Below are 22,532 nucleotides of genomic sequence, written 5' to 3' on the forward strand. Positions count from 1 at the left end.
GGACTTTCAACATGGCAACCACACATAATGTCGATAATAAGCGTTATCAAGGTCTGATTATATCAATTGCATTGTTCTTGTCGTTGATTGGTGCTTTGCTTGCGTTTACGTTTTATACCTCAAGCTTATTAGAAAGAAACACAGTATTAATTGATCAAACCAACCAAGTTGCCAACAGTGCGCAGGCGGTGATCAAAGACTTGTTTGATTTGGATAATAGCTACGGTGAGGATACCAACTCTCCTCATATGCAGCGAGTTTTTGAGCGTTTAGAGCAGAATACTGGGTTGATTACCAACTCTATTACAGCTATCGGACAAGGTGGTACGATTACTGATATCGATGGCGATACTTATGATTTACCGCAAGTTGATAATAAGGCACAAGCCAACATCGTAGCAGCTAGTGAGCAATGGCAGCTTTTAGAACCTAAAATTCAAGCGTATCTAAAAGATGCTGATAATATTATGGTTGACTCTGCTGATGAGTTAACGCAAGCAGTCGAACAGGCAAAGACATCAAGTTTGCTTATTAATGACTCTTTAGACCAACTGACTGATGATGTATTTACGAGTGCTGAAAACCAAGCCAATACTATTCGTCTGGTTCAGATACTTGGTGTTGCAGCAATCTTTGCCTACTTTTTGATCTTTGTATTCTTCTTTGTACGTCGCCTACGTGAAACAGATGCTGAAGCATTAGCAGCACGTCGCGAGACCCAAGAGATTATGCAAACGGTTAATACCGGCCTGTTCTTGCTTGATAAAGACTTAAATATTGGTCAGCAGCATTCAAAGGCACTCAATAAGATTATTGGCTCTGATAGCTTAGCAGGAGAAAACTTTGCCAGCGTACTACGCGGCCGTATTTCTGATAAAGATCTAACGACCACACGCCAGTTCGTTGAGCAGCTATACAATCCACGAGTGAAAGAAAAACTGGTTAACGATCTAAACCCCCTACACAAAGTATTGCTACATAACACTACTAGCGAACAGGGTTCGGACAGCCGTTTCTTAGATTTTAGATTTTCACGGGTTTATGAAAATAAAGACATTGCTCGTATTTTGGTCAACGTTAACGATGTATCAGACGCTGTTCATCTAGAACAACGTTTAGAGAAAGAACGTTCACAAAATGACATGCAGATTGAGATGTTAACAACCATCTTAAATGTAAATCCAAAAATCATTAATGAGTTCATCACTAACACCAAAACTCATATTGAAAAAATCAACAATATCTTAAAAAATCCTGGCAGTACGCAATATGAGCTTGAGGTTAAATTAAACGCTATCTATCGTGAAATGCATAGCTTAAAAGGTGAGGCCTCAGCATTAAAGTTACACAGCTTTACTAAGATTGCATCAGAAGCAGAAGATCAGCTTAACGTGCTACAAAATCAAGGCAAGCTGTCTGGTAATGACTTCCTGCCTTTAGCAGTGCATTTGGATGATTTGCTCAGTTTGTCTAACACTATCGAGACATTGGGTGAGCGTATCAACCGTACAGCGCCAGCTAGTGCAGCATCAGATGTACATGAAGCAGTAGTCCAAAATCAAGCAACAGATCTGTCAATAGATGGTTTAGAAATTGCAGGCAATGAGATTGACTTGGATGAAGAAGCTGACAGTCATTTGCTCGATTATTATCATGATTTTGCACGAGATATCGCAGCAAGACAAGGCAAACAAGTACAACTTGATAGTGCTACTTTGGGACAAATCAAGATACCAGAGCATCTTAAAAAGACCGTAAAAGAAATCAGTATCCAGCTGCTACGTAATGCTGTGGTACACGGTATTGAAACGCCTGATGTGCGTCAATCAGCTGGCAAGTCTGCTGTTGGTACAATTGGTCTTGAGATGCAAAGTAGTGGTCAAGATTTTATTGTGACCCTACAAGATGATGGTCAAGGTATCGACTATGATGGTATTCGTGAAAAGTTAGTCAAGCAAGGTCGTTTCGATGTCGAAGAGGCAAAACAACTTGATCGTAATGGCCTGTTAAAACAGCTGTTTTCTTCTGGATTTTCTACGAAAGAAGATGCTGACGAAGATGGTGGTCGCGGTGTTGGTTTAGACATCATCAAAGCTCAAGTAAAAGAATATGATGGTAAGCTCAATGTAAATAGTGAGCATGGTAAGATGACACGTTTTGTCATTACGCTGCCTAACGCTTAATTAAGGATAATAAATACGTTATGTATAAACTAATGATTGTTGATGATTCCAATATCATTCGAAACCGCATCCAGCGGGCTTATGACTCAGGAAATTTTATGTTGGTTGCGACGGCAACCAGCGGTGTTCAAGCTATTGAGAAGTTTAATACGCATCGTCCTGATGTCATTACTATGGATTTAACCATGCCACAGATGGATGGTCTTGAATGCATTGAAAAGATCATCGCTATTGATCCTGATGTACGAATTTTGGTGGTATCGGCATTGTCAGATAAATCTACGGGCATCGAAGCATTATCGCTTGGTGCTAGTGGGTTTTTATGTAAACCTTTTTCAGAAGAAGATCTCGTAGAGTCTTTGTATGAGCTGGTACAAGACTAATATCATCCAACGACCTAAGCAGATGTCATTATGAAAGAACAAAAGCTACAAATTTTTTTGAACATTATTAGTAACTATTTTAATCAGTTCGGAGGTTCAGAGCTCATCGCTGATACGCCTTATTTGTTAGAAAACAAACAGCCAAAAGTTCACGACTATACAGGTGTGATTGGAATATCAGGCGTCCAAAAAGGTGTGGTGTATTTTTCAGCAACACGCGAGTTACTGACTTCTTTATTAAACAGTATGGGCGAAACTGAAAATAGTGAAGAGATTTACATGGATCTTGCAGGTGAAGTGGCTAATACTATCGCTGGTAATGCACGCAATGAGTTTGGAGCCGAGTTTCACATCTCTGTCCCATTCGTATTTAAAGGGGCGCCGCAAAGTATCGTATTACCTAGCGAAGAGCGTTCCTTTATTATTCCTATTACTTGGCTATCGCAAGTCGGCGAAATTGTAATTTGTCTGCAAGATTAAACATGTTGCGGGCATATGTTGGATATGGACAATAATATATTATGGTTAAAGTAGAAAAGTTAGGTGTGTTCCTAAGTTCGATTAATGCATTTTTTGCACAAATTGATGACGCACAAGTGGCTATTAATACCCCTTATTTGAATAACAATAAAAGCACTATCGGTTATGACTATAGTGGTGTTATTGAAATATCAGGTCCTCTTGAAGGCTGCGTTTATGTCAGCGCTCCCAGCAACATGCTGCGCCAAGTGATCAAAATAATGGGTGAGCCTGATTCATCGATGACAATGATGAAGGACTTACTTGGTGAAATGGCCAACACGATATCTGGTAATGCTCGTACCGAGTTTGGTCCGGAGTTTATTATCTCACCGCCTCATATTGTTGAAGGTGCACCAAGTGTGTCTTACTTGCCAAAAGAACGTCATAGTTATATTACCAATTTTACATGGCGTGGTTATGAAGCAGTCATAGGTATTTGTATCGCTTAAGCTAATCAATAAATTGGCCATCATTAAAAAACGACGTATAGGCGTCGTTTTTTTGTGTTTGCTTAATAAGTCATTGGTTTTATTGTCTGTTATTTAAGTATGTAACACATATCGTCAAAGTAATTGTTTATAATTGATAGGCAGTTATGATAAAATACAGCGCAGCTATTTTTAGAATATACTTTTTTTAAGTAATAGCTTAATTTTTAAATCAACCAATGACACACACATCATGGTAAAAAATTACTGGGTGTTTGGTGACTTGATTAATTTGCATATAGTAGAGTATTACGACGTTGCATTGATATAGTGTGTAACGTAAGCAAATGCGTGTCGCTAAATAGGTAGTTTTTGTGATGTGGAGGCATAACCCAACCAACAGGATATTTAACATGGCTACAAACAATCCAACCAAAATTGAGATGCGCGACTTATTACAAGCTGGCGCTCACTTCGGTCACCAAACACGTTTTTGGAATCCAAAAATGGGTCCTTACATCTTTGGTGCACGCAACAAAATTCACATCATCAACTTAGAGCATACTGTCAAAGCATTTAATGAAGCATTGACTTATGTAAACGGCTTAGCTGCTAAGAAAAACAAAGTATTGTTTGTTGGTACTAAACGCGCTGCTAGCGGTATCATTCGTGAGCAAGCTAGACGCGCTGGTATGCCATATGTTGATCACCGCTGGTTAGGTGGTATGTTGACTAACTGGAAAACACTACGTCAGTCAATCACTCGCCTAAAAGAGCTTGAGAAGCAAAGCGAAGACGGTACGTTTGCTAAGCTTACTAAGCGTGAAGCGTTAGAGCGTACTCGCGATATGGAAAAACTTGAGCGTTCATTAGGTGGTATCAAAGATATGGGTGGCCTACCTGATGCAATCTTCGTTGTTGACGTCGATCATGAAGCGATCGCGATCAAAGAAGCTAAGAACTTAGGTATTCCAGTTATCGGTATTGTTGATACAAACTCTAATCCAGACAACGTTGATTATATTATTCCAGCAAACGACGATGCTATTCGCGCTGTGACTTTGTATGTATCTTCTATTGCTGATGCGATCATCGCTGGTAAAGAGTATGCACAGACTCAAGCTGGTGGCAAATCTGACCAAGAGCAAACTGCACAGCAAGCTTCTACAACTGAAGAAGCACCAGCTGAAGATAACGCAGACGCTACAACGCCAGCAGAATAAATGACTGCTCGTTAAGGTCTAACGTTGAAAGGATATTTTGATAGTGTATCTGTCTATATCCATATTAGGTTATTAACAACATACAAGCTTACAATAGGCATGATGCAGTTTGACTCGTCATGCTTTGTTGTTGATGGATAGCTCTTTCACAACTAAGTATAGCTGTCTATGTCTCCCTTGTTATACATAGCTCGTAAATAGTAAAACATCAGCGACGTTAAGCCCCTCATACATAACAATACTAAGGTAACTCTTATGTCAGAAGTAAAAGTATCTGCCAAAATGGTAAAAGAATTGCGTGACCGTACTGGTCTTGGCATGATGGAATGTAAAAAAGCCCTGCAAGAAGCAAATGGTGATGTCGAAGTTGCTATCGATAACTTGCGTAAGTCTGGTCAAGCGAAAGCAGCTAAGAAAGCAGGTAACATCGCAGCTGACGGTGCTATTATCATCGCTCAAGGTGACAAAAAAGCATTTTTGTTGGAAGTGAACTGCCAAACTGACTTTGTAGCAAAAGATGATAGCTTCACAGCGTTTGCAGAAAAAGTTGCAAACCTTGCTCTAGAAAACAACGTGACTGACGTAGCTAAAATCTCTGAATTGCCTTATGGTGACGGTCAAACAGTTGAAGAAGCACGTGTGTCTTTAGTACAGAAAATCGGTGAAAACATTCAGGTTCGCCGTGTTGAAACTATTGAAGGCGACAATATCGCATCATACCGTCACGGTCTACGTATCGGTGTTGTGGTATCGTATGAAGGCGGCAATGAAGAAACTGGCAAAAACCTTGCCATGCACATCGCAGCGTTCAACCCTGTTGCTGTCAATGATGAAGACGTCTCAGCTGACGTACTAGCACGCGAAAAAGACATTATCGAAGCAAAAGCTAAAGAATCTGGCAAGCCTGATAACATCGTTGAAAAAATGATCGAAGGTGGTCTACGTAAGTACCTAGACGAAGTAACCTTACTACGTCAACCATACGTCATGGACAATGACAAAAAAGTAGGCGATGTACTAAAAGCTGAAGGTGTAAAAGTACTTGGCTTTAAACGTCTAGAAGTTGGCGAAGGCATCGAGAAAAAGCAAGAAGACTTTGCTGCTGAAGTTGCTGCTACCCAAGCTGCTAACAAGTAAGCTTTAAAATATATTACAGGTCGAGGTGGATGCTAAATAAGCAATAAGTTTGTATTTAGCATCCATCAACTGACTGTATTTAGATCGTAAAATAAAAAGCCCGCTCATCTATTAGCGGGCTTTTTTGTGTACAGGTTTTAATATTTAAATATATGTCTTACTTTCAATATTAGCGCAAAGCGGCGTAGGCGGAATTGGCATAACTGGCACTGCCACTGTTGTTGCTAGTGCCGTAACTGACAGTTTGTATCCCACCACTATTGTTGTTGCTATTAACAGTAGCATTATTAGCGCTCATAGTATTATCAGACAGACCTGAGTCGTTCTTGTATAAGCTATGGTAACGACTCATCACTTTTTTGACGTAGTTACGAGTTTCTTTAAAAGGTGGTATACCGTTGTATTTATCGACATTACCTTCTCCAGCATTGTAACCTGCTATCGCAAACTCAATATTGTTGTTAAAACGGCGCATAAGCCAAGCAATGTATTTAGCTGAGCCTTCAATATTGTCAGCAGGATTCCAAGGATTGCTGACTTTGAAGCGACTGGCAGTAGCAGGCATCAATTGCATAAGACCTTGCGCTCCCACAGGAGAACGAGCATTAGGGTTAAAAGCTGACTCAGTGTGCATCATCGCTTTCATTAGGCCTGGATCAACGCCATGCCGAGTAGCAGAGGCACGAATATAGCTATCATAAGCATCGCGACTACCGCTTTTGCTAGCAGAGCTACTGCTATAGCTGTTACTACTACTATCACCGTCATACATCTTTGAGTCTTTGTAATAAGTCACTTTTACTTTTTTAGTAAACTTATCAAAATTACCAGTCGGATTGACGTTCGTTAAGAGAACTTGGCCACCCTTATCTTTATATATGTACATGTTACCAGCTTGAGCGGTAACCGAGAGGGTAGATAGAGCGATAGCAGTCAACATAAAAGGAGACAGAAAACGGTTAAATAGAGGGGCAATTTTTATCATAGAAAATATCACTTTTTATCGAATAACAGCAAATTACTCTGCTTATAGGCGTAATGTTTTATTTAATAAAGCCATTATTAGTAGCTGCAGGTTGTCACACCAATGACTGCCATAAATAGCCAACAAAATTACGTCTAACCAAAATCACTTGCAATAGATACAAAAGATAATAGTTGCTTACTATATCATAAAATAACTTTTAACCCTATAACCTTGGTTTGGAATAAGCACTAAATATTTTTAATAAATATTTAGAAAAATCAGATATTAACGCTATTTTTATTTTGAACAAGATTGATAAATACGTTTACTTATAATCTGATTATAATGTTATAAGGACAAGCGAAAGACAAACAGTTATATAGGTTTAGACATTTCTGATAGACATAAGTTTTTAAAATAAGACACATATCGGGTTTGCGAGTGACTGGTTTTAAAAGTGACTGAATTTAAGATTGACTAATCTTATATGCTTTATAAGCACCAAACTTTAAATGCCTAAGGCACTGATAAAGATAGGCACCCAAACTGCTGTTAGTAAACCGTTGACTGCCAGTCCAAAAGCAGCATAACGTCCAGCTGTATGACTGATTTGCCAAGCTTCTACTGTACCAAACGCATGAGCGGCCAATCCTAATGCCAAACCTTTAGCGCGGTCATCATCTATACTGCGAAATAAGAACCGAGCCAGCATGCCGCCTATTAAACCTGACACAATGATAATTAAGTTGGCCATTGCTAAAGGCGCTTTTATCAAATCTGCCACACTAAGGCCAATAGGGGTCGTTACAGAACGAGTAGCGAAGGCTAATAAGGTGTCATGACTTAACGAAAATAGATAAGCCAATGACATGGGTAGGAGGGCGCCGACCACACTAGCGATGACTACAATAATGGTCAAGCTTTTGACAGGTAACCCTTTGAAGCTCATAGCGGCTAGTGGCACAGCCAATAATACGGTGACGTAACCTAATAAATGGTCAAAGACAGGTTTGGCAACACTATAATAATCATTGTAATCCCACCGTGAAATAAATAAAAATACAATGACTAAGACGAGTGCAGTAATGACCATTGGTAACCAAGATATCTTCCTTGCTAATACGCGAGCAATAACGTGTGCGGCTAAGGTGAGTAATATCGCTGCCAAGGTAGCTATAAATACACTATCAAAGCTCATGCTGTCTCTCCTAAGCCTATTATGGCTTTTTGTGCTCAGTAATAGTGTCGTCATTGATACTGACATCACGACTTAACCAACGATTGGCAAGTAGGCCAAGCCCCCAAAGAGGTATCAGCGTACTAATCAACATGGTTAGCATGACTCCCCATAGCTCATCGCCTAACGCAAAAAGCAGTAAACCTGCGCCAGCTGATATTGGCAAAAATGCAAAGCCACTATCAACCAGTAGCGTATTACTGGCTTTGGTCAGCCAGTTAGGTAAACCTTTGAGTATCCGCCATGCTACAAGAATAAAAAACATCGCTACCAAGCCGACTACATTGGCTGCTTTTTCAATACCCGCCCACTGACAAACAACAACGGCTGTTTCACGGACAATAACGACCATGGATAGTGTAATTATTAATGCAATCCATGGCGGCATAGACGAGGAGTGGGTAGCTTTCATAAACAATCCTTGCCAAAATAGCAATCAGTCAGTGTTGGCAATAAGGTAGAAGTTGCATTGTTGGCACAGAAAAAAGCGCTATAGCATAGAGTGGTAAGTATTATATAAAGATAACCAGACGCTTTATTGACTTTGCGATTGATTATATACATATTGAATAAACTAATAAACCTCGCTGAATACACAGATTTAACTAGTAAGGTTTGAGCACGTTAATAAGGTAAAAATACTTGTTCGTCAAACAATAAAAGTGACTTAAAAAAGGCCTGTACATGCAAACGTTGCAAGTACAGGCCTTTGTTGGACCAAGCCTACATACCTTGTTTAACTGGCTAAGATGATGAATCAGTCGTTGAGGAGTCATCAATATCAACAGGCTCATTGATATCTTGGCCATCCGTATTTCCAAAACCATCATCACCATCAGTCGTCGCTTGCTCAGTATTAATATCCTGTTCAAATGGTTCAAGTATAGGCATCAATAGGGTTGCTTGCGCTAATGGTAAGACATCAATCGGCGATAAGTTTGCTTGCCCTAGTATTTGCTTGAGTCTATCACTTGGTAGACGAATGGTTAAGCATTCGTGTCCTGTGTCATCGTAGCTTTCTGCTTGAATAACCCCTAACTCATAAAGCGTATTTTTGAGCTGACCGGCATCATAAGGAAGCGTCAAGTCAAACGTTGTCAATGTACCTGTTAATAACTGCTGTACAGCAAGTGACAACTCTTCCATGCCTAAGTTATCTTTTGAAGACACATAAACGCGATTGGGTTTACCTTCAGTTGCATAGCCTATATGTGCAGGCTCATCGGTTAAATCGATTTTGTTATAAACGTTGAGTACAGGAACATCATTATCGATCTCAGCCAAGACATCTTTGACCGCTTGGATTTGCTCATGCATATCTTCACTAGATGAATCAATAACATGTAACAACAAATCGGCCTCTAGTGTCTCTTCTAAAGTCGCATGAAAAGACTCTACCAACTCATGGGGCAGATGACGAACGAAACCTACAGTATCAACAAGCACAACTCGACCAACGCCTTGCCAGTCTAGGCGGCGCAGCGTAGGGTCTAGGGTTGCAAATAGCTGATCTGCGGCATAGATGTTTTCATCAACTAGACGGTTAAACAAAGTTGATTTACCAGCGTTAGTGTAGCCGACCAAAGATATAGTAGGTACATCTGACTTTTGACGTTTGGCTCGACCTTGAGCACGAGTTTGCTTTACTTTATCGAGCTTATTTTTCAGCTGATTGACGCGCGTCTGTAACAAACGGCGATCGGTCTCAAGCTGAGTCTCACCTGGCCCGCGCAGACCAATACCACCTTTTTGACGCTCCAAATGCGTCCAACCGCGTACCAAGCGGGTAGACAGATGGTTTAACTGCGCAAGCTCCACTTGCAGCTTACCTTCATAAGTACGCGCACGCTGAGCGAAAATGTCTAAAATTAAACCGGTGCGATCAAGTACGCGGCATTTTACTAGGGTCTCAATATTACGCTCTTGTGAGGGCGATAAGTTGTGGTTAAACAGAACAATATCAGCGTCATGTTCACGAACCAGCTCAGCGATTTCTTCAGCTTTACCACTGCCGACGAAGTATTTGGCATCGGGTCTTGAACGTGATCCGGTGACTAGTGCCAGACGATCAGCCCCTGCCGAATCTGCCAACAACTCAAATTCGCTTAGATCATCAGGATCTTGGATTTGACGAATGTCTAAATGTACGATAATGGCACGTTCGCCACCTGAGTGTCTTTCAAAATATTCCAAAAATTCTCACCTCTGAATAGAGTAAATAAATCGCTACTATTGTATAAAAATATAGCATGTCAGCAGCGTTCAGTTAAGGTCTATATATGGTCTGATGTCTTGATATTAAAGCGTATAAAAATAATTAGCGATGATTTTATGTTACAGCGCTTTTAGGGTAACTCGCTATCGATGATATTGTTATCTTAACTTTTTTATCAATAAATATAAAAACGGCTGATAAAATAGTATTAAACCTTGAGAAAACGAAGAACGTGCTGGTCCCACAGTAGCATAAGAAGACTGAGTGAACAAATCGTCACTGACTCACAAAACTTTGTTATACTTACCTCGTTTTTTGGCTTAATTTTGTCCTTCATATAAGGGTATTAATTTTTAGGCTGAATCAACATTTTCATTTATCTAAGTATTAATTTGTTCAGGTAATTGTTTAAACCGTTATCTAATCATGAGGGGCACAGATGAGCCAATCTAAATCAAAGTTTTCGCTCAGAAAGCAGGTGGGCCGCGGCAAAAAAATAGCTGGCATGACGACGACTATCGCAGGTGGTATGCGCACAGCACAGCGTATTGGTGCTTTTCGTGAACCACCACGTGAGACGTTACCACGCTATATTCAGACTTTTTGTCGCAAGATGGCAGGCTCTTTCGGTGTCAAGATTGTCCAGGTTGAGCCTGTGCCGCAGTATCACGGCCTATGGGTATCTAACCATGTTTCGTGGATGGATATCCCTGTAGTTGGTACTGTCAGCCCTGCTTTCTTTTTGTCAAAGGCAGAAATTGGCGATTGGCCTATCTTTGGTAAGCTTGTCCATGCAGCAGGCACAGTGTTTATCAAACGTGGCTCTGGCGACGTAGGCTCAGTGACAACGCAAATTGCCAGTTTTTTAAATGAAGGTTTTTCAGTTATATTCTTTCCTGAAGCGACCACCACTGATGGCAAAAAAGTGAAGCGTATTCACGGTACTTTATTACAAGCAGCAATCGACGCGGATGTACCGATTCAACCGCTTGTACTATGCTATGTTAATAAAGATGGTACCTTAAGTGAAGCACTGCCTTATTATGGCAAGCTTACGATGAAAGACAGCATTAAACGGGTCCTTGATAGTAAAAACGTGACCGCTTATGTACTACCACTTGAACCATTAGATCCAAACGGCCGCAGTAAGAGTGAGTTGACCAACGAGCTACAAAAGCGTATGCAAGAGGGTTTAACTGAACTACATTCAAGAGTACTTAGCACGTCACCTAACGCTTAAGAATTCATGTCTAATCTTGATAGGGATAGCATAAGAAAAGGCGCAAATCGCTATTGTTACTAGAGCGATTTGCGCCTTTTTGATATCAACAATGAACAACCTTATGTTGACCGTATAAATACGAGGCTGTCCAGTCTATGGAGATGGGTTGGGTTGGCGCGTATGTACCGCTTCTATGGCATCTAATACATCAGTGGTTAAAGTCAGATGAATACTGTCAATATTTGACTTTAGCTGCTTAAGGTTGGTGGCCCCAATGATATTACTAGTGACAAATGAGCGTGAGTTAACAAAAGCCAGTGCCATCTGTGCCATATCTAAGCCTGCATCTGCGGCTATCTTAGCGTACTGGGCGGTTGCTTCTTGTGCTTGCTCGTTGACATAGCGCTCAAAACGATCATATTTCGTCAGGCGTGCTCCTTCTGGACGTTTGCCATCCAAATACTTACCTGATAGTACACCAAAGCCAAGCGGAGAGTAGGCGAGTAGACCAACGTTTGAGCGGTGTGCAATCTCCGCCATGCCTACTTCATATAAGCGGTTAAGTAGGCTGTAAGGGTTTTGTACCGTAATCGGCGCTTTTAGTCCATTTTTATCCGCTTCCCATAAATAGCGCATCAGACCCCAAGCAGTATCATTCGATAGCCCATAAGCACGAATACGACCTTTTTTAATTTCATCATTTAAAGCACTGATGGTTTCCAAAAACGGCGTGAGGTCTTCTAGTGGCTGCGCGGCCATATCTTCAGTATAACCGCGCTGTCCAAAGTAGTTGGATTGGCGTTCAGGCCAGTGCAACTGGTAGATGTCGATATAATCTGTTTGTAGACGCTCAAGATTACTATCAATCGCGCTACTGATTTGCTCAGCGTTAAAACGCGTTTGACCGTCACGCAAAAAGCTCATTGGTGACATTTTGCTGGCAAGTATGACCTTGTCACGCTGTTTGGTCTGGTTAAACCATGTGCCTACGTAACGCTCTGTATCACCTTGCTTGTCTTTGTCTGGCGGTGAAGGGTACATCTCAGCTGTATCCCAAAAGTTTACCCCTTCGCTGAGCGCCATGTCCATTTGCGCGTGTGCTTCAGTTTCGGTGTTCTGTTGGCCCCAAGTCATCGTACCTAGACAGATTTTAGAGACTTGTTCATCGATTTGTGGAAGCGCCTGATATTGCATATAAATGTCCTTTTTAAAAGGGTTGTTGTTCTCTAGAGTACGTTTCATTATTACATTAGTTGGACGCCAGTCACCCCAGGTGGGGTAACTTTAAAGACTTTGACTTTAAATAGCACGGATTGACCAGCAAGAGGATGATTAAAGTCCACCTCTATCTCATCGTCATTGATAGTACTGATCGTACCTGGCAAAGTGTTTTTACCTTTGTCTTCAAATTCGACCAACATGCCAACTTCTGGATTATCGGTGACTAAAGCGAACTGAGTGCGACTAAAGTGCTGGATGTTTTCAGGATTCCATTCACCAAAAGCCTGCTCAGGCTCAAGATGGGCTGAGCGCGTGTCACCCGCACGTAGATTCATCAGTACCTGCTCAAAACCTGGCAATAAACTCTCATCGCCGATGGTAAGCTTGACAGGTGAATCACGGTGGAAGGTTGAGTCAACGATGGTACCGTTCTCTAGAGACACTTCAAAATGAAGCTTAACAAGGCTACCGTGAGTAATACGTGTGTCTTCATTTGGATTGATAAATTGGGAGTCAGTCATAATCAAGCGCCATTAGTCATAAAAGTAATGAGGAATTATTTGATGTGTATAGTGTAAGAAATGATAAGACAATTAACCATTAATGTAAGCGTTAATAATGTAACCTAAATAGTTTACAATATTTGACTGTTTAATACAGAGGCAAAAACAGATGGCAGATAGGCAACAGGGCACGATTAAAAAATGGCAAGATGATAAAGGTTTTGGCTTTATTAATACTGAAAATGATGAGTCCGTATTTTTTCATATCAGTGAATTTAAAGCACAGCGTCGTCCTAAGATTGGTGAGTCTGTCATCTTTACGCTGGGGCAAGACAACAAAGGTCGTATGCAAGCAAGACAAGTACAAGAGCTTGAATATGTACAACAACAAATGGCGAAGAAAAACAGTCAAATCCGTAAACGTAATCAACAACGCACGGCACAAGCTGAGTTTGAGAATGGGCAAAAAAAACGTTTGCTCCTTGGTGCCGGTTTTTATGGCGTGCTTATACTACTTGCATTGACCAGTGAGATAAATTGGCTGGTGGTTGCATGGTATATAGCACTAGGATTTATCACTTATATGATGTATGCCAAAGATAAAGCCGCAGCCCAAAGTGGCGATTGGCGTACGCCTGAATTAACACTACACCTGCTTAGCATGCTTGGTGGCTGGGTCGGAGCGATGGTCGCACAGACGTATTTGCGACACAAATCACAAAAGCCTGAATTTCGCATGACCTACTATCTGACGGTCATTATCAATTTAGCAGGGCTGCTCTTTGTCATAATGGGCGGCAGCTTAGATTTTTTAACCGAGTTATTGTAGAGCGTTGGTTTAAATTTGCGCCAGTATTCGCTGATAAACGGCTGTATCTGAGGCTGAAAAACAGCAAAAGATCACTTCACAAATTGAAAAATCATCCATTTGTTCTAAACCGTTTTGCACATACTCTCTGACTGTATCGATTGCAACTTTAGCTGCCTTATCAATGGGGTAACCGTAGACGCCTGTACTAATAGATGGAAAGGCAATACTGGTGAGACCTTTTTGAGTTGCCAGTTCTAAAGATTTTCGATAACAACGGGCAAGTAGTGCTTGTTCGCTACTATGACCGCCATGCCAAACAGGGCCTACAGTATGAATCACATACTGGGAGGGTAAGTCAAATGCTGGACTGATTTTAGCATCGCCAGTCTGGCAGCCATTTAATGTACGGCAATACTCAAGTAGCTTAGGTCCCGCTGCCCGATGAATTGCACCATCGACACCGCCGCCACCAAGCAAACTTGAGTTGGCAGCATTAACAATGGCATCGACGTTTAAGGTGGTGATGTCTGCCTGTAATACTGACAAAGTCACAACATTAGAGGGCTCAATATTAGGATTTTTAGAAGCAGAAATTTTCTTTTGATAAATAGGTCTTGATTGAGTGTTTGACATAGAAAAAACCTTTTTATTAGTTCAATAATATTATTTTATAACTTATTCTAAATTATTTTCCATCATTGGCTTGTATGTTATATGGTTATAATAAGTTGTATTTTATCAGCTCAATTCTATAGATCTATAAACAACCAAACAGGTAAATGGACTTTAATCATAACAAGGTAAATTATAATGATTACTCTGTACAAATATACCCAGCCAAGTCGAGCGGAGACTGTGATTTGGGCACTAAGCGAGCTTGACCTAGATTATGAAGTTAAAGAGATAGATGCCAAAAAAGGTGAGCAAAGAAGTCCTGAGTTTCTAGCAATTAATCCTTTTGGTAAAATCCCAGCATTAACTCATAATGACAAAGTATTTACAGAATCTTTGGCTATCATTGAATACCTTAATGACTTGCATCCTGATAAACCACTTACGCCTAACAGAGACGATGAAAACTACGCAGAGAAAAACTACAAACTGCGTCAAGTCATCTCCTTTGGCATGATTGAGCTGGAAAGTTATCTATGGATATTGACCAAAATTAAAGTTTTACAAAACTTTGAGAGCTGGCCCGAGGGTACGGCTGATAACTGCATGAAGTGTATCCAAAATGCGCTACCCATTGCCTACGTTTGGTTAGATGAGCAGGACTATATAGTAGGGGACAGCTTTACATTAGCAGATATTTATTATCAGCAGCTGTTTTCGTGGGTAAGAATGTTAGGAGTTGAATTGCCTGAGCATATTAAGGCTTATCTTAAGAAGTTATCAAAGCGTGAGAAGTTTCATGGGAGGTAGGATAATAGCGTGTAGCAAGAGCCGCTCCAACACGTTAATTTATCAAAAACAACAGGCAAAACAAAAGGCGGGTTACGTATTCGTAAACCCACCTTCCCAATCTAAAAACTATCTACGATTATCATTGCTAAATTTCACGCTTCTTTTCTAAAAATAGCATATCAATGACAATCATCGCCACACCGATACTGATACCCATATCGGCAATGTTAAATATCGGATAATGCCAGACATCCGCATTATGCACATGGATAAAATCGATGACGTGACCATGTAGCAAGCGATCTATCAGATTACCAACTGCACCGCCAAGTACCAATGCTAGACCTGTAGATAGTAGCTTGGCTTGGCGCGGGGCTTTTATCAGATAGCCTATCAAGAACAGCGACATGATTAGAGCAAGACCTGCAAAAAACCACTTTTGCCAACCGCCTGCATCGGCCAAAAAGCTAAAAGCAGCGCCATAATTGTACGCTAAGGTCCAATTAAGAAACGGCTCGATAACGGGTACGGGCTCATGAAAAGTCAGCTTGGTTTCAGCTAGCCATTTTGTCCATTGATCGATGATAAGCACGGCAAGCGACAGCAAATACCACATAAAGGCACGACTGCCATTTGCGATAACTTTTGGTGTTTTAGTCAAACGTCCTTTGGGCGTCGATGAACTACCCGTGGTTGCATGGGCAGGTTTGGGCGAGCCGTCGGCCTCAACCTGCGGCCGTTGATTGTCGGATGATTCCGTTGGATTAGGCATAGTGACGCACCTCGCCATTGCCAGCGACGTTGGTTACGCAGCGCGCACATAATTCAGGGTGTGCTGGATCTGTACCGATGTCATCACGGATATGCCAACAGCGTATACATTTTGTGCCAGTGGCCGCGCTCACATTGACAGTCAAGTCTGCTGAGCTGTCTTCTGTTTGCTTAGCATCATTGGGAGCTTTAGCTATTGGAGCCAAAGTCGCTTTACTGGTAATCAAGACAAACCGTAATTCTTCACCAAGTTTTGCTAGGCTCTCATGCATCTCGCCATCGGCATACAGAGTGACATCAGCGGACAAATTAGCATTAATAATCTTATCGCCGCGTGCAGTCTCGATGTTTTTATTAACCATATCTTTGGCTTGCATGATACGTTGCCAGTCCTCACTACTGATGGCACTGAGTTCAAATTCTGGGAACTTATACCATTCTTGGGTAAACACATAGCCGGCGTCTTGTCCGTTTTTACCTTGCAATACTTCCCAAGCCTCCTGTGCAGTAAACGACAAAATCGGTGTAATCCAGCGAATGAGTGCATGAGCAATATGATAAATAGCCGTTTGCGCAGAGCGGCGCGGCTGTCCGTCAGTTTGAGTGGTGTACTGACGGTCTTTAATAATATCTAAATAGAAGCTGCCCAAGTCTTGCGAACAAAACGCGGCAATATGCTGGGTGACTTGGTGAAAGTCCATGGCATCATAAGCACTGACAATTTGTGCTTGTACCGCTTGCGTACGTTTAATAATAAATTTATCAAGGCTGACCAGCTCATCCATCGCGATGCTATTGGTCTGAGGATTAAAATCATCAGTATTGGCAAGCAAAAAACGCAAGGTGTTACGGATGCGGCGATACATATCGATTGCGCCTTTAAACACCGTCTTACCTGCGCTCATCTCATAACGATAGTCGCTAGAGGCAATCCACAAACGCAGCATATCCGCGCCCGTTTTATTAATCTCATCTTGCGGCGTGATGATATTGCCAAGTGACTTGCTCATCTTGCGGCCGTTTTCATCAACGACAAAGCCGTGGGTCAATACTTGCTTAAACGGTGGGCGCTCGTACATCGCTTCAGACGTTAATAGTGAAGTCTGGAACCAACCGCGATGTTGGTCAGAGCCTTCTAGATACATATCAGCGGGATTGGTTAATTCATCACGCTGCTCAAGAACGGCAAAATGCGTCGTCCCTGAATCAAACCAAACGTCTAAGGTATCAGTAGATTTGTCGTAATCAGCAGCTTCATCACCTATATAGTCTTCACAGCTGGCATCAAACCATGCTTCAACGCCACCTTTGGCGATGTTTTGTGCGGCCATCTCCATCAGCTCAAGCGTCTTTGGATGCAGCTCGCCTGTTTCTTTATGAGTGAAAAAGACAATCGGTACACCCCAAGTACGCTGACGTGAGATGCACCAGTCAGGACGACCTGTCATCATAGATTCAATGCGATTTTGACCCCAAGCTGGTGTCCACTTAACGGTTGGTATGTCTTTTAGAGCACGTTCGCGCAGACCTTTGGTTTCCATATTGATAAACCACTGCGGTGTTGCACGGAAAATAATGGGCGACTTGTGGCGCCAGCAATGCGGGTAACTGTGTTCAATCTTGGTATGGCTAACGAGGTGGCCATTTTCATGCAAAGTAGCAATGATCTTTGGATTGGCTTTATAAATGTGCTCACCGGCAAATACCGCTGCGCTATCTAGATAGACACCCGTACCGCCCACTGGATTTTCAACTGGCAAGTTATACTTAAGACCCACGATATAATCGTCAAGACCATGACCGGGGGCAGTATGTACTAGACCCGTACCGCTATCGGTAGTCACGTGATCGCCCAAGATAAACGGTACTTGACGATCTGCAATCAATGGATGCTGAGCACGCAGACCTTCAAGCTCGCGTCCTGATACGGTTGCCAATATGCCTTCATTGCTAAGCTTAAGCTCGGTTAAGGCTGTTTCGACAAGGTCAGTCGCTAATAGGAAGTTGCCTTTGTCAGTCGCGACTACACTATAGTCATGCTCAGGATGTACAGCAATCGCTTGGTTAGCAGGTAGCGTCCAAGGCGTGGTTGTCCAAATGACAGCGGCAATGTTGCCATCAATTTCACTTAGCGCCGCAACCTTTTCGGTATCAAGCACATCAAAGCTCACGTAGATAGCATCAGAGACTTTATCTTGGTATTCAACTTCTGCTTCAGCTAGGGCAGAGCTACAGTCTAAGCACCAGTTAACAGGCTTCATACCGCGAGTAACATGACCGTTGTCATAGATTTTGGCAAGCGCGCGTACGATGTTGGCTTCTTGATGGAAGTTCATGGTCAAATAAGGGTTGTCCCAATCACCAAACACACCTAGACGCTTAAAGTCTGCTTTTTGCAGCTCAATCTGCGTGCTCGCATACTCACGACAAAGACCACGGAATTCAGTCGCAGTGACTTTTTGTCCGACTTTACCGACTTTGGCTTCAACCTTTTGCTCGATAGGCAGACCATGACAGTCCCAACCGGGCACATAAGGCGCATCAAATCCTGATAAGGTTTTTGACTTGACGATGATGTCTTTAAGTACTTTATTGACTGCGTGACCTAAATGGATCTGACCGTTGGCATATGGAGGGCCATCATGCAAAATATATTTGGTTGCGCCTACACGCGCTTGACGGATTTTGCCGTATACATCGTCAGACTCCCATGCTGCAAGCCAGTCAGGCTCACGTTTGGCAAGATTTGCACGCATGGCAAAAGGTGTGTCAGCAAGATTTAGTGTGTCTTTATAGTCGATAGATTCGGTCATAGTCTTCGTCTTTGTCTCTATTTATACAGTGGAAAGATAAGGGTTGGGATGCGATATATTATGTGATGACTCATAAACCAGCAGACATATTTAGCAAAATCAAAGCTACTCATTATAGGATAAAAAAGGGACTAAAAACAGGGGCTATCATGCATGGAGCTGACCGACAAAATCAAGCAATTATTAGGACAAAAGCAGTCCAGATGATTAAGTTACGGTTAAGTGACTTGCGATGAAAATAGTCTAGAAGGTTAAGGTTTGATTTAGCTTACAACAGTATGCCAGTATAGACCGCGCAGTCAGCAAACTATTGTATGGATAAAGGAAAAGGTTTGGCACAAGAGATGGAGAATACCTGCAATATTATCATTTGGCTGTATTACAGGCTTTTCTATTCCTTCAAACAGGTACGATGGTTAGATGCTCTGCCAAATTGAAAAAAGGTTTGGTCGAGGCTTCAAAATCAAGGCCAGCTTCCAAATGATTTAAGTGCTGATCAATGAGTAGCAAAAGGCGTTCTTCATCCTTATTTTCGATAGCTTGTACTATTTCGAGGTGCTCATCTTCGGCACAGTGAGATGAGCCAGCTGTATTATACAATCCGATGATTAAAGTAGTACGTAACGTCAGCTCACTCAAAAACCGCTCTAAGACCTGATTGTCAGCGATTGTCGCCAAACGCATGTGAAACGTACGCGATAGACGAAGCTCAGCAGGTTTGTCCCCCTTACTACGTGCTTTGGCCTCAGCGGATATCGTAGCACGTATGTCAACGATATCCTGTGACGTGAAGTTTTCAATGACTTTACGTGCCAGCATACGCTCAATCGTTCGACGCGCTTCAAAGACATCACCGGCTTCTTTAGGAGATGGCGTTGAGACAAATGCTCCTCGGTTGGGCTGCAATTGCACCACATGCATCGTGGCAAGCGTAGAGAGCGCCCGCCTAACATTGGCCCTATTACAGTTAAATAGATCACTTAGTACCTGCTCACCTAGTTTAGTTCCAGCTGGCAACCGCTGCTCTGACACAGCTGCAGTGATTGAGTTAATAATCGTTTGCTCTGGCATCGCATCGACCCTAGAGGCTGTATTTTCAGTTTTTATATCATTCATAGGCGCAATTATAGTGTGCCACTGTGACCTCTACAACAAATATTATAAATTTTTGATTGTTTTGTTAACAATAATAGTTAACAATGTTTGTTAACAACGATTATTTTATATTAATGAATAGTCAAAGACAAAAGCCGATGATAGAAAACGAAACCAATAGCAAAATTTATAAATAGAGAGACGCTATGAAAATTTTAGTCATGAATCCAAACTCTACAACCTCTATGACAGACAAAATCGTAGAAAGCGCGCGTCAAAAGGTCAGCGCAGGCACTACCATTATTGGTGCTTCTGGCACGGATGCACCTGCCTCTATTCAAGGGCATCACGATGAAGCGATGTCTGTTCCTGGTTTAATAAAGCGTTTAAAACAAGCCGAAGCAGAGGGTGTTGATGGGGTAGTGGTTGCCTGTTTCGACGATCCAGGAATCGGTGCTTGCCGCGAAGTCTTTTCAGGGCCAGTTCTCGGAATCTGTGAAGCCGCAGTCAAGGCCGCAAGTATGATTTCGACATCTTTTAGTGTGGTCACAACGCTACCTCGTTCTGTACCTGTCATCGAAGATCTTATCCATGGTTATGGCTTATCACATCGCTGCCGCCGTGTACGCTCAGCTGCCATACCAGTACTTGCTCTTGAAGAGCCAGGCTCTGGCGCACGTGAAAAGGTTCGTGATGAGATCTTACGTGCAGTGCGTGAAGACAATTGTGAGGCCGTAGTTTTGGGATGTGCTGGTATGGCAGATCTGACAGAATGGCTGACAAAAGAGACTGGCGTTCCTGTTATTGATGGTGTCACTGTTGCTACGCGCATGGTTGAGGCTTTGATTGGCTGCGGTCTTAAAACCAGTAAGGTTGGTGCTTATGCTGCACCGATTGAGAATTAAATTAACCAAGATGAATTAATCCACGATTAACCAACAAACTTTCTCAAGGAAGGGGAACGTAATGGAAAATGCGAAAGTTGCCGTCGCTGCGGCAGGAGTACAAACCCTCGATAATAAGGCAATCGGGGAGGAGAGTCTGGCACCGCAAACCACGCGTATTATGGGCTCATGGTCTTATTTATTTGCATGGTTGGGGGGATGTGTATCAATTGGCACATTCACCGTTGGTTCAGGACTTGTGGGTACGTTAAACCTGCTACAGGTAGTATTGGCTATCGCAATTGGTTGTACCGTTATTGGTGCTGCGCTCATGATTAATGGTCGAGCAGGCCACAAATACGGCATACCGTTCATGGTACAAACCCGCTCTGCCTTTGGCTTTTCAGGTAGCCGTATTCCGGCACTGGTACGTTCGGTGCCAGCGATTGTCTGGTTTGGTTTTCAAAGCTGGATCGGCGCTGGTGCCCTAAACTTAGTATCCGACACTTTGTTTGGCTATAGCAACATTGTCGTATTCTTCGTAGGCTTTCAATTTTTACAAATTGGTTTATCCGTTCTTGGGTTTCATGGTATTAAATGGCTTGAAAACATCGGTTCGATTTTTATTATCGGTTCACTCGCTTATATGTTTTTTAGTGTTATTAACAAGTACGGTGATACGATTTCGACTAACCTTGTCAATGTCGAGGGCACATGGGGTACACCATTTTGGGGTGCCACGATGTTGTTTTTAGGGGTCTATAGCACAATGATGCTCAACGTATCTGATTACTCGCGCGAGCTACGCGAAAATGTTGGGCTATTTCGTCAAGTTGTCATCTATGCTAACTCAATTTTGCCTGCAACGTTATTTATGGGGTTAATTGGTGTCATGGTTACCAGTGCGACGGGTGAAGTTGATCCTATTCAGGTATTTTCTAGCGCTGTCGATAACAAGCCTTTATTGATTATCACCATGCTTTTCATCGCTTTTGCGCAAGTCACGACCAATATTTTAAACAACGTCATTCCACCTGCTTATGCATTAATGGACATATTCAACATTAAGTATAAAACCGCGGCTGTTATTGTAGGTTTGCTAGCGTTCTGTACCTTCCCTTGGGAGCTGGTAAAAGACGAATCTGCTGCAGGTTTGAATCTATTTATCCAAACTTATTCAGCCTTCTTAGGCCCGATATTTGCAATCTTGGTAGTAGATTTCTATTTCTTGCGTAAACAAAAACTCAACCTTGACAAGCTATATGATAAAGATGGGCCTTATAAAGGTGTGAATATGGCCGCAGTCATCGCTATGGTCATCGGTATCGTAGTCGCGTTGATGTTTTCGAGCATCTCTTGGTATGCAAGCTTGATTCCAGCAGGAGCTATCTATTGGATATTGATGCTTAAGATGCCAGCTGCACAGCGCTTTATGTCGTAGTCAATGCGATTGATGTACTCAGTCTTTTTGCATAAATCGTTAAACAGCCCCTATAGTAGAGAGCTCTACTAT

The 22,532-nt window shown here is 42.1% G+C and carries 21 protein-coding genes; 11 read left to right on the forward strand and 10 right to left on the reverse strand.

All coding sequences use genetic code 11. The features are described 5' to 3' along the window. Positions 1-11 precede the first annotated feature (11 nt). The 6 genes from ACS8FC_RS01190 (at position 12) to tsf (ending at position 5,876) form a co-directional block, all read left to right on the forward strand. Complete coding sequence (locus tag ACS8FC_RS01190; protein WP_439295623.1) at positions 12-2,183, forward strand: ATP-binding protein; 2,172 nt, start codon at positions 12-14, stop codon at positions 2,181-2,183. A gap of 20 nt (positions 2,184-2,203) precedes the next feature. Then, complete coding sequence (locus ACS8FC_RS01195; RefSeq protein WP_439262706.1) at positions 2,204-2,566, forward strand: response regulator; 363 nt, start codon at positions 2,204-2,206, stop codon at positions 2,564-2,566. A gap of 30 nt (positions 2,567-2,596) precedes the next feature. Further along, the gene (locus tag ACS8FC_RS01200) at positions 2,597-3,046 is read left to right on the forward strand and encodes a chemotaxis protein CheX (RefSeq protein ID WP_439295624.1); all 450 of its coding nucleotides are present in this window, start codon (positions 2,597-2,599) and stop codon (positions 3,044-3,046) included. 41 nt (positions 3,047-3,087) lie between these two features. Beyond that, positions 3,088-3,537 (forward strand): chemotaxis protein CheX, encoded by a 450-nt coding sequence (locus ACS8FC_RS01205; RefSeq protein WP_439295625.1) that lies wholly within the window; start codon positions 3,088-3,090, stop codon positions 3,535-3,537. 392 nt (positions 3,538-3,929) lie between these two features. After that, the gene (gene rpsB / locus ACS8FC_RS01210) at positions 3,930-4,739 is read left to right on the forward strand and encodes a 30S ribosomal protein S2 (RefSeq protein ID WP_439262702.1); all 810 of its coding nucleotides are present in this window, start codon (positions 3,930-3,932) and stop codon (positions 4,737-4,739) included. A 255-nt stretch (positions 4,740-4,994) separates the two neighbouring features. Beyond that, complete coding sequence (gene tsf, locus ACS8FC_RS01215) at positions 4,995-5,876, forward strand: translation elongation factor Ts (RefSeq protein ID WP_299218101.1); 882 nt, start codon at positions 4,995-4,997, stop codon at positions 5,874-5,876. Between the two features lie 169 nt (positions 5,877-6,045). Here the strand turns inward: tsf and ACS8FC_RS01220 are convergent, their stop codons facing one another. The 4 genes from ACS8FC_RS01220 to hflX all read right to left on the reverse strand — a co-directional run bounded on the left by ACS8FC_RS01220 (position 6,046) and on the right by hflX (position 10,273). Next, positions 6,046-6,861: a lytic transglycosylase domain-containing protein gene (locus tag ACS8FC_RS01220; protein ID WP_439262700.1), complete on the reverse strand. Its 816-nt coding sequence runs from the start codon at positions 6,859-6,861 to the stop codon at positions 6,046-6,048. 490 nt (positions 6,862-7,351) lie between these two features. Further along, the gene (locus tag ACS8FC_RS01225; protein WP_439295626.1) at positions 7,352-8,041 is read right to left on the reverse strand and encodes an LrgB family protein; all 690 of its coding nucleotides are present in this window, start codon (positions 8,039-8,041) and stop codon (positions 7,352-7,354) included. A 19-nt stretch (positions 8,042-8,060) separates the two neighbouring features. Continuing rightward, complete coding sequence (locus ACS8FC_RS01230; protein WP_439295627.1) at positions 8,061-8,492, reverse strand: CidA/LrgA family protein; 432 nt, start codon at positions 8,490-8,492, stop codon at positions 8,061-8,063. Between the two features lie 332 nt (positions 8,493-8,824). Further along, on the reverse strand, positions 8,825-10,273 hold the full coding sequence (hflX, locus tag ACS8FC_RS01235) for a ribosome rescue GTPase HflX (RefSeq protein WP_439295628.1): 1,449 nt from the start codon (positions 10,271-10,273) through the stop codon (positions 8,825-8,827). 461 nt (positions 10,274-10,734) lie between these two features. Between hflX and ACS8FC_RS01240 the strand changes: the two genes are divergently transcribed. Continuing rightward, positions 10,735-11,535 carry a lysophospholipid acyltransferase family protein gene (locus ACS8FC_RS01240; RefSeq protein WP_439262694.1) on the forward strand — a complete coding sequence of 267 codons (801 nt, stop codon included), beginning with the start codon at positions 10,735-10,737 and terminating at the stop codon, positions 11,533-11,535. A gap of 135 nt (positions 11,536-11,670) precedes the next feature. Here the strand turns inward: ACS8FC_RS01240 and ACS8FC_RS01245 are convergent, their stop codons facing one another. Beyond that, positions 11,671-12,711, reverse strand: a complete 1,041-nt coding sequence (locus ACS8FC_RS01245) for an aldo/keto reductase (protein ID WP_439295629.1) — start codon at positions 12,709-12,711, stop codon at positions 11,671-11,673. A 50-nt stretch (positions 12,712-12,761) separates the two neighbouring features. Continuing rightward, positions 12,762-13,259, reverse strand: coding sequence for an FKBP-type peptidyl-prolyl cis-trans isomerase (gene fkpB, locus ACS8FC_RS01250; protein WP_439262691.1), 498 nt, complete (start codon positions 13,257-13,259; stop codon positions 12,762-12,764). 151 nt (positions 13,260-13,410) lie between these two features. Between fkpB and ACS8FC_RS01255 the strand changes: the two genes are divergently transcribed. Next, positions 13,411-14,070: a DUF1294 domain-containing protein gene (locus tag ACS8FC_RS01255; RefSeq protein ID WP_439295630.1), complete on the forward strand. Its 660-nt coding sequence runs from the start codon at positions 13,411-13,413 to the stop codon at positions 14,068-14,070. A 9-nt stretch (positions 14,071-14,079) separates the two neighbouring features. Here ACS8FC_RS01255 and ACS8FC_RS01260 read toward each other — a convergent pair whose 3' ends face one another. After that, the gene (locus tag ACS8FC_RS01260; protein WP_439295631.1) at positions 14,080-14,685 is read right to left on the reverse strand and encodes an O-acetyl-ADP-ribose deacetylase; all 606 of its coding nucleotides are present in this window, start codon (positions 14,683-14,685) and stop codon (positions 14,080-14,082) included. A gap of 177 nt (positions 14,686-14,862) precedes the next feature. On the opposite strand from ACS8FC_RS01260, the gene ACS8FC_RS01265 reads away from it, so the two are divergent. Continuing rightward, on the forward strand, positions 14,863-15,474 hold the full coding sequence (locus tag ACS8FC_RS01265; protein ID WP_439295632.1) for a glutathione S-transferase family protein: 612 nt from the start codon (positions 14,863-14,865) through the stop codon (positions 15,472-15,474). A gap of 127 nt (positions 15,475-15,601) precedes the next feature. Here ACS8FC_RS01265 and lspA read toward each other — a convergent pair whose 3' ends face one another. The 3 genes from lspA to ACS8FC_RS01280 all read right to left on the reverse strand — a co-directional run bounded on the left by lspA (position 15,602) and on the right by ACS8FC_RS01280 (position 20,156). Further along, positions 15,602-16,228 (reverse strand): signal peptidase II, encoded by a 627-nt coding sequence (gene lspA, locus ACS8FC_RS01270; RefSeq protein WP_439262683.1) that lies wholly within the window; start codon positions 16,226-16,228, stop codon positions 15,602-15,604. Next, positions 16,221-19,040 carry an isoleucine--tRNA ligase gene (ileS, locus tag ACS8FC_RS01275; RefSeq protein ID WP_439295633.1) on the reverse strand — a complete coding sequence of 940 codons (2,820 nt, stop codon included), beginning with the start codon at positions 19,038-19,040 and terminating at the stop codon, positions 16,221-16,223. The genes lspA and ileS overlap by 8 nt, the downstream gene beginning before the upstream one ends. A 399-nt stretch (positions 19,041-19,439) precedes the next feature. Then, on the reverse strand, positions 19,440-20,156 hold the full coding sequence (locus ACS8FC_RS01280; protein WP_439295634.1) for a GntR family transcriptional regulator: 717 nt from the start codon (positions 20,154-20,156) through the stop codon (positions 19,440-19,442). A 185-nt stretch (positions 20,157-20,341) separates the two neighbouring features. On the opposite strand from ACS8FC_RS01280, the gene ACS8FC_RS01285 reads away from it, so the two are divergent. Both ACS8FC_RS01285 and ACS8FC_RS01290 read left to right on the forward strand, forming a co-directional pair. Continuing rightward, positions 20,342-21,040, forward strand: coding sequence for an aspartate/glutamate racemase family protein (locus ACS8FC_RS01285; RefSeq protein ID WP_439295635.1), 699 nt, complete (start codon positions 20,342-20,344; stop codon positions 21,038-21,040). 61 nt (positions 21,041-21,101) lie between these two features. Then, complete coding sequence (locus ACS8FC_RS01290; RefSeq protein WP_439295636.1) at positions 21,102-22,460, forward strand: NCS1 family transporter; 1,359 nt, start codon at positions 21,102-21,104, stop codon at positions 22,458-22,460. Positions 22,461-22,532 lie beyond the last annotated feature (72 nt).

It is taken from the genome of Psychrobacter sp. 1Y4, from assembly GCF_051847555.1.